Below are 15,720 nucleotides of genomic sequence, written 5' to 3' on the forward strand. Positions count from 1 at the left end.
TATGTATAAATACGAAAAAAGTAATTCAGCACCCCTAATCAGTTTTAAAAGTGCATTTATTATTGTTGGGAGTATTCTTCTTGGCACAATCATAGTACCGGCAATGTTAAATCAAGTTGGTTTAAACCAAAAATGGATACAAGTAATCGTAGTATCAAGTATTACAGCATTATCTACCAGTTTTTGTTTCTTTTTTATTGAAACAAATAAACGATTATCACGTTCATTTTGGTTGGTATTTTTGATTTTATTTCTTGTCATAGGGCTTATCTCGACATTTTGGATTTATGAAATATTATATATATAGGAGCAATTATGAGAAAACTTGGAATTTCAATCTATCCTGACAAATCGTCAGTAGAATCAATGAAGCACTATATCGATGACGCAGCAGATGCGGGCTTCTCACGAATCTTTTCGTGTTTGTTATCGGTTGAGAAACCTAAAACAGTTATTAAAGATGAATTTTTAGAAATAAATCGTTACGCACGATCAAAAGGTTTTGAGATTATTGTTGATGTTAGCTCTAGAGTCTTTAAAGATCTTGACATTAGCTACGCAGATTTATCATTTTTCTCAGAAATAGAGGCGGATGGTCTTCGACTTGATGCTGGATTTGGGGGGAGTGAAGAAGCAATGATGACCTTCAATCCTTATGACTTAAAAATTGAGATTAATATGAGTAACGATACACACTATATTGATACAATTATGGACTATCAGCCCAACCATTATAATTTGATTGCATGTCATAATTTTTATCCGCATCCATATTCGGGACTTAATGAAGATTATTTTATGAAGTGTACTCAAAACTTTACCAAATACGGTTTGCGCTCTGCTGCATTTGTAACCAGTCAAGCGGAAGGATCGTATGGCCCATGGCCCGTTTCAGACGGACTTGTAACACTTGAAAAACATCGATACTTACCACTTGATGTTCAAATTAAAGATTATATCGCGATGAACATTGTCGATGATATTATTATTTCTAACTGTTATCCTACTCAAGCAGAAATGGATGCAATAAAAAAAATCGATTTATATAAGCTTAATTTAAAGGTTGAATTGGTTAAAGAAATACCAGAAATTGAGCGTAAAATTGTCTTAGAGGAGCCTCATTTTAATCGAGGTGATCGAAATGATTATATTATCCGTTCAACCATGTCACGCGTGAAATATAAAGGTCATGATTTCAAAGTTTTAACACTCCAGATATGATTAAGCGTGGCGATATAATTATTGAAAGTAGTTTATTTGGTCATTATGCTGGGGAACTTCAAATTGCAACTCAAGACATGAAAAACACAGGGAAATCGAATGTTGTGGGTCATGTCGTTGAGGAAGAACTTTGCCTGTTGGATCGTATTAAGCCATGGCAAAAATTTAGTTTTACGCTATGAAGTATTACTTAGGCATTGATGCAGGAGGAACTTATACGCGCATGGTGATGTTTAATCAGGCTGGTATAGAAGTAGACTTCGTACGTCTGGAAAGCATCCATTATATGCAGGTTAGTTTTGATGGGATTACAAAAATTCTTCAACACGGTAAGACTGAGTTGGAACAACATGGTTATTGTTTTAAATCGGTAGATGTTGCAATTGGAACAGCAGGTTATGGCAATGATCCTAAAATTAGAGAAAAATTGAACATGCAATTTGGTCTGTATTTCCCCAGGCACTTATTATGAATGATGCGCAATTCGCGATGGTTTCAGCATTGGATAATTATGACGGTGTTTATCTTATTTCGGGAACAGGGTGCATTGCTATGCGTAAAATAGGATGTTCTACGGACCGGAGAGGTGGTTATGGGTATTTGCTGGGTGATGAAGGAAGTGCTTTTTGGATTGGACGCAATTTATTAAGTGTTTTACCCAAGAATCGGATGGGCGCTTACCGAAATCTGATTTTTATCATGCGATGATGGAGCATTTCAAATTAAACCAGCCTTATGATCTTGTGGGTGTTGTGAATGAATCCCAAGACCGTTATCGAGGCTTTGCGGCAGAGGTTAGTCTTGTGGGTTCAAAATGTTTGCATGTTGACCATGTTGCCACAATCTATCGAAATGCGGGGATCGAACTTGCGAAACTGGCAAACAGTTTTGAGCTTAATGGAAAAACGAAAATTGCCTTTGGTGGCGGTGTCCTATTAAATAATGAATGTGTTCGAGATTCAGTTATCGAGCACATTCAGGAAGGTTATGATGTCGTGGGGAACCATCAAGCTGTAGAATATGCCGCCTATCTACTTTTAAATCAAAAAAAACCTTATGAAATTTCATAAGGTTTTTTCTTCGTATTGAAAGAGTTCATCAAGAGTACAATTCAAAATGATTGCACATTTAAATGCGAGTTCTAAAGACGGATTATAAGACCCTTTCTCAAGAGCAATAATGGTCTGCCGTGACACCCCGACTTGATCGGCGAAAATCTGTTGGGTATAGCCACAAGCTGCTCGTTTTTCACGAATATGATTGAGTATCAAAAATAAGCCTCCTATCGGTAATAGAGTTGTTTTAATTTAAAGTAATAGCTTAACTCGTAGACTGTAAAAAGGATTGCGATGGCATAAAGAATCGTGCTACTTTGCACAGAGAGTGGCCCCATCATGAGTGCAAAAAGATAAATGAGCATTGTCATTACAAGAATATTGCCTGCAAAGCGACGTGCAGGCGCATCAATTAAAATACTTCGTTCATCTTCATTCAATTGATCAATCTCTTCAAACAGAAATGTTTTCCAAGAATCTCCACTTTTTTTCTTGTAGATAAATAGAATCGTTAGGGCAAATGTAATGAAAAGGAAGACCCATATAATAGAAATTTTAGCCTGAATTGTGACGGGTTCCACACCCGCATCAGTTATAATGAGTTGTTTTATCTTATCAAATTGGATCATGGTTCCAAGAAATCCCCAAATTAGAATGATGACATAAATAATTCGATTACGTGTTTGTTTCATAGTATTCCTCCTGTTAAGTTAACTTCACATCAAAGAAACCACTATGTCAAGTTTGGTTTACATGAAAGCAATAAGCACTTTATTTATTTCGTTTTGATAAATGGCTTTAAGTTGCGGAAATGCACCAACTGCATCGAATTCATCAGTTCATGCTTGAACTTACATCTTTAATTTCTTACGATTGATATGGTAGGAGGAAGTTATGATGAAAACCGAAAATAGTACTTCTTGTTTTATCGCTTTTGACACTTATTACTCCTGGATCTACAGTCCTCTCTGTGGCTGCAGATACTTCGATACAAGCGCAAAATACTGTTACGATTATGCACACCAATGATATGCACGGTCGTTTTGGTACGAAATCGCTTGGGCTTGCACACATTAAGACACTAAAAGATGAGATAAATCCACTACTATTAGTCGATGGTGGCGATGCCTTTCAAGGTCTACCGATTTCAAATGTAGATAAGGGTGCAAGTATGGCAAAAATCATGAATGCCGTTGGCTATGATGCAATGGTCGTTGGAAACCACGAGTTTGATTTTGGTACGGCGGTTGCATTAGGTGAAGCGGAAGGTTTTGGTTCAAACGTAAAGTTTCCAGTCCTTTCATCAAATACGGTCTATACTGAGTCAAATCAAAAAGTCTTTAAAGAGTCGACGCTTATTTCAAAACCAAATTCAAACGCTGCCCTTATTGAAAAGGATGGTTATAAAATTGCGGTGATTGGGGCAACAACTCCTGAAACTCAGACTAAAACGCATCCTAAAAATATTGAAGGCATATCATGGTTGGACCCAATTCCAACCGTTACACATGAAATTCTAAAAGAAGACTATCAGGATGTTGATTTTTATGTTGTCTTAACACATCTCGGTATTGATAATGAAACTAAAAATGCATGGCGCTCAGATACGCTAGCACAATCTTTATCTGAAAACAGTAGTATGAAAGATAAGAAGATTCTCATTGTAGATGGTCATTCTCATACGCCTATTGAAAATGGAATTCATGTCGGGGATAATGTAATCTTAGTTCAAACCGGAGAGCATTTAAACAACGTAGGACTTGTAACGCTTAATCTAGATGATTTCGGTTCAAGTGTTGCGAAATTAATTCCCTTAAAGGACATTGCAAATCAACCAGATCCAGAAATAATGAATATTATTCAAACTTCAGATGCGGCATATTCAGATCTCGTCGCGAAAGTCATTAAAGAAAACAATATGATTGAATTCCAAGGTCAACGGGATTGGGTACGTGTTCAAGAAACAAACTTGGGTAATATCATTACCGACTCGATGGTAGCTTATGGAAAAGAAGGATTTAAAAATCCTACAGATTTCGCGGTCATTAATGGTGGTGGTATTCGGGCAAATCTTTCGAAAGGACCGATAACATTAGGTGATGTCATCAGTGTATTGCCCTTTGGGAATGTAATGGCTCAAATTTCGGTAAACGGCCAACAAGTTTGGGATATGTTCGAGTTCTCGCTGCGTACTGATGTGCAAGATGCTCTTGATAATCATGGACTTCCAAAATTAGGTTCAAATGGAGGTTTCTTACATGTATCGGATACGATCCGCATCCATTATGATCCCACAAAAGATGCATCCAGTCGCGTCCTAAGAATTGAAATTTATGATGCTAATCAGGATCAATTCGTTCCAATTGATTTCGAAAAAACTTATTACATGGCGACCAATGATTTTCTTGCTGCTGGTGGCGATGGATACTCGATGTTGGGTGGTGCGCGTGAAGAAGGACCATCCCTTGATGCAGTCTTCGCAGATTTTATAGAACATAACGCATTTATCGATTGGGGACGCTATGATGAAACCCAAATTCCGCAACGAATTATTTCGATTCTTGAAAAAGATTATGCCAGCCCAGGTGTATCTCCTTAGAATTTGGAGCGCTTGAGCAAATCTTGATAAAGCAAAGGCAATTAAGGCGAAGGATTATCCAGAAGATAGTTTTCAAAACCTTCAAGATGCGATTGCTATCGGAGAATCTTACCTTCAGACGCTAAGCAAGAGAACCGCTTCGCCTGTTTCACAAGCCGATATTAATAAAGCGATTGAGCAGATTGAAGCGGCGATTGCGAATCTCAAACTTAAAGACATGAAGAAGCCAATCGTGGTTCCTGAAAAACCGGAAACACCTGGAATCGGTACAAAAGATCCAATTCTATCAAGTGAACAAGAAAGTTTAAATATTTCGACCTTACCCAAAACAGGAATCAACAATCGTTTTACTTACGGTCTAGGGAGCGGTTTAACAGTTCTTGGCTGGATTTTTGTGAGAGGAATTCACAAAAAGAAATCAATAACTAATAAGAAATAAGAGGCTAAATAAATATCAAGAATGAATATTAGAATTAACACGAAGTTTACACAATCTTCCGCGTCTTATAACTTTAATTTCCACTTGAATCTGTGGTAGAATAGTAATAGATAAGAAAGGGAGGATCATGTATGAAAAAAGTATTTCCACTCGCAATTCTTGGCGCCGCAATTGGAGCTGCAGGTTATTATATGAATCAAAATAACAAAAAGCATGTTGAGAAAACGATTGAAACTCTCGATGAAATTAGCCGATCAGCTGAAGATACGGTCTCAGAACTTGCACAAGAAATTGATGAATCGGAAGAAGCTTAGTAAAACTAAGCTTTTTTTAGTTTTACGGTCTCAAATATGATAAAATATCATAAGTAAACACATAAAAAGGTGAGGTAAATAATGAAAAAGACACTAATAGAACGACTTGTTCGTTATACAAAAATTAATACCCGTTCCGATGCGGCGTCCCAAACGCTTCCATCATCGAAAAACCAATTTGATTTAGCTGAGGTTCTCTATAATGAGTGTATTCAAATCGGTCTTGAAAAAGTTCATATGGATGAATTTGGAATTGTGACGGCGCTTTGCCCATCAAATGTTGATGAGGAGGTACCGACCATTGGATTTATTGCGCACATGGATACAGCTGATTTTAATTCAGAGAATGTAAATCCTCGTGTTATTGAAAACTACGACGGATCTGATATCGTTTTAAATGAAGAACTTAATATAGTTTCTAAAGTATCGATGTTTCCATCCCTTAAAAATTACGTAGGGAAAACATTAATTGTGACAGATGGTACAACGTTACTTGGCGCCGATAATAAAGCTGGAGTTACGGAAATTATGACTGCCATGGAATATCTTATTGAGCATCCAGAGGTAAAACATGGAGCTATTCGAATTGCGTTTACCATTGATGAAGAGATCGGTACAGGGGCTGAAAGTTTTGATGTTGAAGCATTTGGGGCTGATTTTGCCTATACTGTTGATGGTGGTGCTTTAGGCGAAATGGAATAGGAAACATTTAATGCGGCGGAATCCGTTGTTACGGTGAAGTGTGTTTCGGTACATCCCGGTTCTGCAAAAGATACAATGGTAAATGCTTCTGTGGTAGCGCATGAATTCTTTGTGATGTTACCAGTTCACGAGCGACCTGAACACACTGAGGGTTATTAAGGATTTTACTTATTAACCGAAATGAGTTCAACTATTGAAGATGCAACGATGTCATTTATCATTCGTGATCATGATATGGATCGATTGATAAGTCGTAAAGCAATGTTGGACACCATTGCATCAAAACTTAATGAAAAATATGGTTATGACTGTGTTTCTGTAAAAACAACGGATACATACTACAATATGAAAAACATTATTGAAAAAGATATGAGTATTGTTGAACTTGCAAAGAAGGCAATGGTTTCCATTGGTGTTGAACCTATTATTGCGCCAGTACGTGGTGGTACCGATGGATCACGTCTTTCTTACATGGGATTACCAACTCCCAACCTCTTTACAGGTGGTGAAAACTTCCACGGTAAACATGAGTTTGCGGTCGTGGAAACAATGGCAAAAGCTACAGAATTAATTATTGCGATTTCAGAATTAAATACAGAGCGCTAGTTTGGAGTGATTAGAGTTGAAACAATTAGCAGTTAATGGATTAACGTTTTCATATGATGGTTCAAGAAATGCTATTGATAACGTATCATTTGATGTTAAAAAAGGGGATTATGTAACCGTAATTGGTCATAATGGAAGTGGTAAATCTACCCTTGCAAAACTAATAATCGGATTACTTGATTGTAAAGAAGGAACCATTGAAATTGATAATTTACGTTTAAATCCTGACAATGTATATGATATACGCGAGAAAATTGCAATCGTATTTCAAAATCCGGACAACCAGTTTATTGGTTCCACTGTTCGCGATGACATCGCATTTGGATTGGAAAATCGAATGATTGATCCAAGTGAGATGGATGCTTTGATCCACGCGTATTCAAAACGTGTTGGGATGGAAGATTTTCTGAGTCATGAACCTACTAAATTAAGTGGAGGACAAAAACAACGTGTTGCAATTGCAGGTGTTTTAGCCATGCAACCGGAGTTGTTAGTTTTAGATGAGGCAACAAGCATGCTTGATCCCAAGGGTCGAAAAGAAGTGAATGATCTCGTTCATGAATTGCATACAGAAAATAAAATGAGCATTTTATCCATTACCCATGATATCGAAGAAGTGACAATGAGTGATTATGTCATCGTTATGAATGACGGAAAAATTGCAATGCAAGGAACTCCAGAAGAAATTTTAGTTCACGCGGAACGTTTGGTTAAACTCTCATTGGATATTCCTTTTAGTCTTAAATTTTACCAAGCAATGAAGGCTTATGGAATTACATTATCAACGCCATATGATTTAGAAGGGATGGTGGAAGAATTATGTCAATTACATTCGAAAATGTAAGTTATGTTTATGCACCCAATTCGCCATTTTCCCATCATGCGTTGACGGATATTAATACATCCATCCAAACAGGTAAGATTACGGCCATTATTGGAGCAACAGGAAGTGGTAAATCAACTTTGGTCCAACATTTGAATGGACTTATCCAGCCCAGTCATGGCAGGGTAACAATCTTAGACCATAAAATACAAGCAAATGATAAAACACGTAATTTGAAGCAATTACGTTCAAAGGTTGGCTTGGTATTTCAATTTCCAGAGATGCAACTCTTTGAAGAAACGATTTACAAAGATGTTGCTTTTGGACCGAAGAATTTTGGTTTTGATGAGAAACAAATTCAAGAGAACGTTGCCCGATCATTAAATCTTGTTGGAATTCAACCGGAAATATGGGAGCGATCGCCTTTAGATCTTTCAGGAGGCCAAAAACGTCGCGTTGCAATTGCAGGGGTTCTTGCAACCAATCCAGATGTAATCGTTCTTGATGAACCGACTGCAGGCTTGGATCCACAAGGAAGCAAGGACATGATGGATTTATTTGTTCGATTGAATCAAGAGATGAACAAAACAGTGATTATGGTTACCCATGATATGGATCATGTCCTAAGATATGCAGATAATGTTTTAGTGCTAAATCAAGGCCGCGTCTATTACGATGGACCTGTTAAGGAATTCTTTGACGATCCAAACAAGCTTGAGACCTTGGGCTTTGTAGCGCCGAAAATATTGCAGTTGAAGCAACTACTCAAAAAGCGTGGTTTTGATACAGACTCGTCTTTAGAACTTGATGAGATTGCTGGAATGATCAAGGGGGAATTAAAATGAACGATATTGCACTCGGTCGTTATGTCCCACTCGATTCTAAAATTCATAAAATGGATCCGCGAATTAAAATTATTGCAATGCTTGTCTTAATGGTATCGATTTTTATGGTTAAAAATGTTTGGGCGAATGGGTTGCTCTTCCTCTTTTTTGTATGTGCAATCCTTGCCTCCAAATTAACATTTAAATTTATTCTGAAATCAATTAAACCGATGATGTTTATGCTTATCTTCTTATTTGTGATGAATATGTTTCTAATACGAGATGGGGAATTGTTGGTACATGTTGGTTTCTTTAAAATATACAGCGGAGCACTATATCAAACGGCATTTATTGTTACGCGATTAGTCTTGATGATTATGGTCACAACACTGCTGACGGCAACAACGGCACCCCTCGATCTAACACTTGGTATTGAAGATTTGTTGAATCCCTTGAAGAAAATTGGCGTGCCTTCTCATGAAATCGCGATGATGATTTCGATTGCGCTTCGCTTTATCCCAACGCTTATTGAAGACACGCAACGAATAATGGATGCTCAAGCGAGTCGTGGGGTTGATCTCAAAGAGGGCACATTTAAAGAGAAAATAAACGGTGCAATTTCTATGTTGATTCCTTTATTTGTTTCAATTTACCATCGTGCGGAAGATCTAGCGGATGCAATGGAAGCACGTGGTTATTATCCTGGTAAAACCCGAACCCGTTATAAGCAACTTAAAATTACTGCTTCGGATTGGATGATGCTGTTTCTCTGTATCATGATCCTCATTGCTGTAATTGGAATGGGGCGCTTCTAATGCGATTTAAAGCGACAGTTCAATACGATGGATCTATGTTTAAAGGCTGGCAAAAACAGCCGTCAGGTCGTTGTATTCAAACTGAAATTGAATCAGTCCTCACAAGAATCAATAAAGTTCCAATTCATATCAGTGGATCAGGACGCACCGATGCAGGCGTTCATGCCTTAGGTCAAGTCTTTCATTTTGATAACATCGTAAATATGGACGAAAAACAATTGTTTCGTGCACTTAATACACTTTTACCCGATGATATCTCAATAACAGATATCCATCCAGTTCATTCTGATTTTCATGCTCGTTTTGATGTTGTGTCGAAAACGTATGAATATCGGTTAAACATGGGGTCTTACAATCTTTTCGAACGAAACTATGTTTATCAATACAATAAGTCTTTAGATCTTCAAGCTGTTCGAGAAGCAATGCAAGTTTTTATTGGAACGCATGATTTTACTTCATTCAATGCGACCGGTCTTGATGAAATTGAAAATCAGGTTCGAACCATTACTGATTTTGATCTCATCGTAGCGGGTGATCAATTAAGTTTTGTAGTTTCTGGAGATGGATTTTTGCGTTATATGGTTCGCATGATCGTTGCGACATGTGTTGCATGTGGGAGTGGTAAATGTACACCTCACGATATCAATTTGATGCTCAAAGAAGCAGATAAAAACAGTGTTTCCTACAATATTGATGCTTGTGGTTTATACTTGAAGGAAGTTAACTATAAATAAAGCTTGTTTTCTTGACATGAGCCTTTAAAAAGCATACAATAGTAATCGGCACTTTATGCCAATAGTAGCCCCGGAAACTACTTTTGGTTTAGGAGGAAATTATTATGCGTCAAACAACTATGACGAAACCAGCAGAGGTTGTACGCCAATGGTACATCGTCGACGGAACAAACATGACATTAGGTCGTCTTGCGAGTGAAGTTGCACATGTATTACGTGGTAAACACAAACCTTCATACACACCTAACGTTGATGGTGGAGATTACGTAATCGTAATCAACGCTGACAAGATTAAAGTCAGTGGAGATCAAGAATATAAGAAAATGTACTACAATCACTCACACTACCCAGGTGGTATGAGAGAGCGTTCAACACGTACAATGCGCGAAACATACACAATCGAATGGGTTGAAAGAGCTATTCATGGTATGTTACCACATACACGTTTAGGCGATAAACAACGTACACACTTATTTGTATACAAGGGCGAAAACCACCCTCACGCAGCACAACAACCTGTGGAAATGGTTATTAAGGGATAGGAGAATATATGACAACAAAAAATAAAAACGCTGTACAATACCTAGGTACAGGACGTCGTAAGACATCTGTTGCTCGTGTTTATTTAACTCCTGGAACAGGTGTGATTACAATTAATCACAAACCAATTGAAGAGCATTTGCCTTCAGAACTATTACGTATGACAGTTCGTTCACCATTTGAAGTTACTTCAACTCAAGATACATTTGACGTAAACGTTAATGTTAAAGGTGGCGGTTTAACAGGTCAAGCCGGAGCAATCCGTCATGGTATTACTCGTGCTTTAATGGAAGCATCAGCAGATTACCGTCCATTGTTAAAAGCAGCTGGATTCGTTACACGTGATCCACGTGCTAAGGAACGTAAAAAACCAGGTCTACGCGGCGCTCGTCGTGCACCTCAATTCTCAAAACGTTAATCTCAAAGATTTTCAATTTTGGAAACTCTCACTTCGGTGGGAGTTTTTTTTATCTTATTCACAGGATGGGTGTGTTAAAAATGATGCACTAAAATCACGATTGTGATTGTTCCTAAAGGAATTTTCACAATTTTAGAAATATCAATTGACACCCTTATTTATAGATGATATATTGTTAAGGCAGTTAAGAAATGGGCCTGTAGCTCAGTTGGTTAGAGCGCACCCCTGATAAGGGTGAGGTCGCTGGTTCGAATCCATTCAGGCCCACCATTTCTTTAATAAATTTTTGGGGTTTTAGCTCAGCTGGGAGAGCGCCTGCCTTGCACGCAGGAGGTCAACGGTTCGATCCCGTTAAGCTCCACCAATTTTAAATTAAAAGCCATTCAATGAATGGCTTTTTTTATTGATACTTCAAAATTTGGAAGGGTGAAATTATCACTTATCCAGGCGTTTTAGCGATTCTAAGCCCTGTTTGATGCATTTATAACTATAACTGGCATACATACCGTTTAACGCTTAGGAGCGCCCAAATAAAGAGGTGTAAATATATTGGAAATATATACTATATTGCTGAATTTACTATTGTTTTTTTTAGGAACCTGTGATATTATAAATACACGAAATACATGGGGTTTTAGCTCAGCTGGGAGAGCGCCTGCCTTGCACGCAGGAGGTCAACGGTTCGATCCCGTTAAGCTCCACCAAATTTCAAATAACAAACGACATCAGATGTCGTTTTTTTATTGCGATTCGTAGTTTAATCTTGAATTGTGTGATGATTGGGCACAAGATTATCACAGTCATTTCATTGCAAATATTTAGGTATCGGCGTTATACTATACATATAGGAGGATTTTGAGATGAATAACTTGTATGAAGAAATGAATGTATTTTTGGCTGATCAAATTGTTTTGGGTATGAAAATTCATAATATCCACTGGTTCTTAAAAGGTGAAGGCTTCTTCCCTGTTCACGAACAAATGGACACCTATTATGAAGAAGCAGAAGAACGTATTGATGAAGTTGCTGAACGCCTTCTAACAATCGGATCAAAGCCTGTAGGAAACTTAGCAGAAGTCCTAAAAATGACTTCGATTAAAGAATTGGATCAATCTTGGAAAACAGCAAAAGAAGGTTTTGAGCACCTTATTGTTGATTTTGAACACATGAATCGTTCTGCATTACGATTGGTTGAACTTGCTGAAGCAGCAAACGACCCTGGAACTGCGGACTACTTTACGGCAGTGTCACAAGATCTTGGCAAAAACTTATGGATGTTTAATACTTACATTCGTGACTAAGTTGTTATTTTAGAGCATCTTTTGATGCTCTTTTTTTTATATTTGAACTTATTTTGTCGCGGTTTAATCACGTTTTTTGTTTTATTTTTTTATTTGTTTGATTTGACTCATTTCGTGTTGACATGGGTGTTTGAGAGTGGTATATTATTAAGGCAGTTAAGAAATGGGCCTGTAGCTCAGTTGGTTAGAGCGCACCCCTGATAAGGGTGAGGTCGCTGGTTCGAATCCATTCAGGCCCACCATTTCTTTTGTTTAAATTTTGGGGTTTTAGCTCAGCTGGGAGAGCGCCTGCCTTGCACGCAGGAGGTCAACGGTTCGATCCCGTTAAGCTCCACCAATTTATCAATTTGTAAACGTTCTACTGAGATCGATGATCCTTGTATGAACGTTTTTTTATTATAGATTTGATGAGTGAATGAGAGAGTCCGTGTTCTCTTATTTAGAGACGATTCGATACGTTTTAGAGTCTTTGGATGTCCTCATCCTTGATGATGTCTTGAGTGTGTTCGGATTGCTGAATTTGGAACATTTACGGCATATAGGGTGATGTAAAAGCACGATAGCGTAAAAAGTGATAATTGTTTGAAAATCTTATTGACACACTATGTTTTGGGTGGTATATTATTAAGGCAGTCAAGGAAATGGGCCTGTAGCTCAGTTGGTTAGAGCGCACCCCTGATAAGGGTGAGGTCGCTGGTTCGAATCCATTCAGGCCCACCATTTTTACTTGACAATAAGATTTGGGGTTTTAGCTCAGCTGGGAGAGCGCCTGCCTTGCACGCAGGAGGTCAACGGTTCGATCCCGTTAAGCTCCACCATATATAAATTAACGCATGACTACGGTTATGCTTTTTTTGTATGGGGATGTTTATCACAATAATACATAGAACTGTCGACAAAATGTCCCTGTTGTGAACTCATTTCCCGTTATAATAAGGATAAGAGGTGGTAGGATGATTAAAACAATTGATTTACATCATGATGACGTGATGCGACTTGTGGATGTATGGGAGCAGTCTGTGCGTGATACGCATGATTTTATTACTGAAGCAATGATTGATGCGATGCGTCCAGAAGTTCATACCGCATTTGCATCAATGGATGCAGTCGTTGTCTATGAGGATCATCATATGATTTCAGGGTTTATGGACGTATTAAATCAAAAGGTCGAGATGCTCTTTCTTGATGCATCTGCTCGAGGGCACGGTGTGGGTTCGCGTCTCATCCACTATGCGATTTCAGAATTCTCTGTAAATCGAGTTGATGTGAATGAACAAAATTATCAAGCGCGGGGGATTTTATGAACATTTGGGTTTTGAGGTGTATGACCGTTCAGAGTGTGATGATGCAGGTCGTCCGTTCCCAATCTTACATATGAAGCGTTCTAGGGTGGTTTGAGTGTGTTTTTTTTTCGATTTACATGCTTTATTTGAGAAATGTTAATTTAATTTCATATTCACCGTTTTTTCACGTGGTATCATGAGAATGGTCGAATTTTATAAATGGAGGCATACTATGCAATTATTGGCTGCACAATCACAGTCTATTATGGATTTGGGAATTCACGTAATTTTAGGTGGGTTCGGTTTATTCATGTTGGGAATTAATTCATTGGGAGATGGTTTTAAAAAAGTAGCGGGAAACCGCATGCGGGATTATATTGATAAATATACGAGCAATCTTTTTTCTGCAATTTTAGTGGGGGCTTTGATTACAGGAATTATGCAATCGAGTTCTGCGGCTACGGTTATTTCCATTTCGCTTGTTCGCGCGGGCTTAATGCGCTTAGATCAAGCAATCGGAATTTCTTTAGGCGCAAATATTGGTACGACTGTAACGGCGATTATCGTTGGATTAAATATTGATGAAATGGGTTATTTCTTCTTATTTATTGGGGCAATGATGGTGCTCTTTGCGTCACGTCGTGATATTAAAAACTATGGACAAGTTGTTCTTGCATTTGGTTTAACATTCGTTGGGTTACAAATTATGAGTGAAAAGCTCATGCTTATACAACAAATGCCATTTTTTGAAGCGTTAATGGTGCAACTCTCTGATCATCCTTGGTTTGCGATGTTAGGTGGTACGGTGTTAACTGGAATTATTAATTCATCTTCCGCAACAATTGCGGTTGTTCAAAAGATTTATGGTAACGGTGGTATGTCCATGGTTGCTGCGACGGCGTTTGTATTTGGTTCAAATATTGGTACGACGGTGACAGCATTGTTTGCGTCAATGGGTGGTTCCATTGCAACACGTCGTGCTGGTTTGTTCCATACAATGTTTAACGTTATTGGGGCAGTCTTGATGATGTTATTTGTAACACCTTATTCACAATTTATTTTAAAAATTAATGCCTTAATGGGTGGTACGGATGCTATGGCCGTGGGAATTGCGCATTTTGTATTTAACCTGTTCTTTGCAATTCTGGTAATTCCGTTTGTTCCAGCCTTTATACGTCTTCTTAAGATTTTAATTCCTGGTGAAGATAAAATTAGAAGTCGTGAAAAACTGAAACCTCTTGATCGTGATATTATTCATACTTATCCAGAAGGCGCGCTTCAACTGGCAAAAGCACGCACCACCAAAATGGGTGACTTGGTTCTGGAAGCCGTGGATGCATCCCATGGTTACTTACATTCTAAGGATGACGAGGATTATGAGATTGTCATGCAACTTGAAGGTATGGTGAACCAGTTGGATACGGAATTGACGGAGTACCTCCTTGAAATTATGAAACATAGTAATTCTGATTCACATATCGCGGATACGTATACAAAGTATTTAGAAGTTATTAAAAATTATGAACGTATGAGTGATTTATCAACCAATCTCGTTGAGTTTTATCGTATGGTTTTTGAAAATCGTGAGAATTTCTCTGAAGATGCTTTGCATGATTTAGATACAATGTATAAACTTCTTATGGATATGATGCGTCGTTCACTCAAAATCTTTGATACTGAGGATTTAACGCGTTTTGATGCTTTAATCCGCGATGAGGAGTATCTAGACTTGATTGAAGATAAATATCGTGAGAAACATTTCCAACGCATGGCGGAAGGGATTTGTGATGAAAAGGTTGCAAGTTCTATCTTCATTGACGTTCTCGGTATTTTAGAACGTATTGGCGATCATGGCGTTAATGTTTCAGGTTATGTGCATTCCGCAGTTGGTGTGCATGCGAATCGTGAAGATGTTATTTTAAAATCAAATAATTAAACCGAAAACTGAAACGCATAAGTTTCAGTTTTTTTCTTTTAACTCTTTTAAAGAAATATATACCATGCTTGATTGATATTGTGATATTATGGTGATGGTCTAAATTTTTT

General features: G+C 37.9%; 17 protein-coding genes, 7 tRNA genes and 2 pseudogenes. 24 read left to right on the forward strand and 2 right to left on the reverse strand.

Annotated features, from left to right (window positions below; genetic code table 11):
• Position 1 precedes the first annotated feature (1 nt).
• The 4 genes and pseudogenes from EEI45_RS04360 to EEI45_RS09220 all read left to right on the forward strand — a co-directional run bounded on the left by EEI45_RS04360 (position 2) and on the right by EEI45_RS09220 (position 2,291).
• On the forward strand, positions 2-307 hold the full coding sequence (locus EEI45_RS04360) for a hypothetical protein (protein ID WP_125164281.1): 306 nt from the start codon (positions 2-4) through the stop codon (positions 305-307).
• Between the two features lie 59 nt (positions 308-366).
• Positions 367-1,403, forward strand: a pseudogene (locus EEI45_RS04365) (DUF871 domain-containing protein).
• Positions 1,400-1,693: a hypothetical protein gene (locus tag EEI45_RS09215; RefSeq protein WP_228410201.1), complete on the forward strand. Its 294-nt coding sequence runs from the start codon at positions 1,400-1,402 to the stop codon at positions 1,691-1,693. The pseudogene EEI45_RS04365 and the gene EEI45_RS09215 overlap by 4 nt, the downstream one beginning before the upstream one ends.
• Positions 1,694-1,847: 154 nt before the next feature.
• Complete coding sequence (locus EEI45_RS09220) at positions 1,848-2,291, forward strand: hypothetical protein (protein WP_228410202.1); 444 nt, start codon at positions 1,848-1,850, stop codon at positions 2,289-2,291.
• Here the strand turns inward: EEI45_RS09220 and EEI45_RS04375 are convergent.
• Together EEI45_RS04375 and EEI45_RS04380 are read right to left on the reverse strand one after the other, a co-directional pair.
• The gene (locus EEI45_RS04375) at positions 2,286-2,492 is read right to left on the reverse strand and encodes a helix-turn-helix transcriptional regulator (protein WP_125164282.1); all 207 of its coding nucleotides are present in this window, start codon (positions 2,490-2,492) and stop codon (positions 2,286-2,288) included. The two genes, EEI45_RS09220 and EEI45_RS04375, sit on opposite strands and share 6 nt — an antisense overlap.
• An 11-nt stretch (positions 2,493-2,503) precedes the next feature.
• Positions 2,504-2,968, reverse strand: a complete 465-nt coding sequence (locus tag EEI45_RS04380; protein WP_125164283.1) for a hypothetical protein — start codon at positions 2,966-2,968, stop codon at positions 2,504-2,506.
• Between the two features lie 242 nt (positions 2,969-3,210).
• Between EEI45_RS04380 and EEI45_RS04385 the strand changes: the two genes are divergently transcribed.
• From EEI45_RS04385 to EEI45_RS04475, 20 genes and pseudogenes are all read left to right on the forward strand, one after another.
• The gene (locus EEI45_RS04385; RefSeq protein WP_228410203.1) at positions 3,211-4,875 is read left to right on the forward strand and encodes a 5'-nucleotidase C-terminal domain-containing protein; all 1,665 of its coding nucleotides are present in this window, start codon (positions 3,211-3,213) and stop codon (positions 4,873-4,875) included.
• A 217-nt stretch (positions 4,876-5,092) separates the two neighbouring features.
• Positions 5,093-5,314: an LPXTG cell wall anchor domain-containing protein gene (locus EEI45_RS09225; protein ID WP_228410204.1), complete on the forward strand. Its 222-nt coding sequence runs from the start codon at positions 5,093-5,095 to the stop codon at positions 5,312-5,314.
• 131 nt (positions 5,315-5,445) lie between these two features.
• The gene (locus EEI45_RS04390) at positions 5,446-5,628 is read left to right on the forward strand and encodes a hypothetical protein (protein WP_125164284.1); all 183 of its coding nucleotides are present in this window, start codon (positions 5,446-5,448) and stop codon (positions 5,626-5,628) included.
• An 81-nt stretch (positions 5,629-5,709) separates the two neighbouring features.
• Positions 5,710-6,936, forward strand: a pseudogene (gene pepT, locus EEI45_RS04395) (peptidase T).
• A 16-nt stretch (positions 6,937-6,952) separates the two neighbouring features.
• Positions 6,953-7,780 carry an energy-coupling factor transporter ATPase gene (locus tag EEI45_RS04400; RefSeq protein WP_125164285.1) on the forward strand — a complete coding sequence of 276 codons (828 nt, stop codon included), beginning with the start codon at positions 6,953-6,955 and terminating at the stop codon, positions 7,778-7,780.
• The gene (locus tag EEI45_RS04405) at positions 7,756-8,604 is read left to right on the forward strand and encodes an energy-coupling factor transporter ATPase (RefSeq protein ID WP_125164286.1); all 849 of its coding nucleotides are present in this window, start codon (positions 7,756-7,758) and stop codon (positions 8,602-8,604) included. The genes EEI45_RS04400 and EEI45_RS04405 overlap by 25 nt, the downstream gene beginning before the upstream one ends.
• The gene (locus EEI45_RS04410) at positions 8,601-9,398 is read left to right on the forward strand and encodes an energy-coupling factor transporter transmembrane component T family protein (RefSeq protein ID WP_125164287.1); all 798 of its coding nucleotides are present in this window, start codon (positions 8,601-8,603) and stop codon (positions 9,396-9,398) included. The genes EEI45_RS04405 and EEI45_RS04410 overlap by 4 nt, the downstream gene beginning before the upstream one ends.
• On the forward strand, positions 9,398-10,132 hold the full coding sequence (gene truA / locus EEI45_RS04415) for a tRNA pseudouridine(38-40) synthase TruA (protein ID WP_125164288.1): 735 nt from the start codon (positions 9,398-9,400) through the stop codon (positions 10,130-10,132). The genes EEI45_RS04410 and truA overlap by 1 nt, the downstream gene beginning before the upstream one ends.
• 104 nt (positions 10,133-10,236) lie before the next feature.
• Complete coding sequence (rplM, locus tag EEI45_RS04420; protein ID WP_125164289.1) at positions 10,237-10,674, forward strand: 50S ribosomal protein L13; 438 nt, start codon at positions 10,237-10,239, stop codon at positions 10,672-10,674.
• An 8-nt stretch (positions 10,675-10,682) separates the two neighbouring features.
• Positions 10,683-11,090: a 30S ribosomal protein S9 gene (gene rpsI, locus EEI45_RS04425; protein WP_018579469.1), complete on the forward strand. Its 408-nt coding sequence runs from the start codon at positions 10,683-10,685 to the stop codon at positions 11,088-11,090.
• A gap of 193 nt (positions 11,091-11,283) precedes the next feature.
• A tRNA-Ile gene (locus EEI45_RS04430) sits at positions 11,284-11,360 on the forward strand.
• A gap of 18 nt (positions 11,361-11,378) precedes the next feature.
• Positions 11,379-11,454, forward strand: a tRNA-Ala gene (locus EEI45_RS04435).
• A 264-nt stretch (positions 11,455-11,718) separates the two neighbouring features.
• Positions 11,719-11,794 (forward strand) — tRNA-Ala (locus EEI45_RS04440).
• A 156-nt stretch (positions 11,795-11,950) separates the two neighbouring features.
• Positions 11,951-12,391: a Dps family protein gene (locus EEI45_RS04445; RefSeq protein ID WP_125164290.1), complete on the forward strand. Its 441-nt coding sequence runs from the start codon at positions 11,951-11,953 to the stop codon at positions 12,389-12,391.
• A gap of 165 nt (positions 12,392-12,556) precedes the next feature.
• A tRNA-Ile gene (locus EEI45_RS04450) sits at positions 12,557-12,633 on the forward strand.
• A 19-nt stretch (positions 12,634-12,652) separates the two neighbouring features.
• Positions 12,653-12,728, forward strand: a tRNA-Ala gene (locus EEI45_RS04455).
• 306 nt (positions 12,729-13,034) lie between these two features.
• Positions 13,035-13,111, forward strand: a tRNA-Ile gene (locus EEI45_RS04460).
• A 22-nt stretch (positions 13,112-13,133) separates the two neighbouring features.
• Positions 13,134-13,209, forward strand: a tRNA-Ala gene (locus tag EEI45_RS04465).
• A gap of 135 nt (positions 13,210-13,344) precedes the next feature.
• On the forward strand, positions 13,345-13,695 hold the full coding sequence (locus tag EEI45_RS04470; protein WP_228410205.1) for a GNAT family N-acetyltransferase: 351 nt from the start codon (positions 13,345-13,347) through the stop codon (positions 13,693-13,695).
• A gap of 211 nt (positions 13,696-13,906) precedes the next feature.
• On the forward strand, positions 13,907-15,610 hold the full coding sequence (locus tag EEI45_RS04475) for a Na/Pi cotransporter family protein (protein WP_125164291.1): 1,704 nt from the start codon (positions 13,907-13,909) through the stop codon (positions 15,608-15,610).
• Positions 15,611-15,720 lie beyond the last annotated feature (110 nt).

Source organism: Erysipelothrix piscisicarius, assembly GCF_003931795.1.
Lineage (GTDB): Bacteria > Bacillota_I > Bacilli_A > Erysipelotrichales > Erysipelotrichaceae > Erysipelothrix > Erysipelothrix piscisicarius.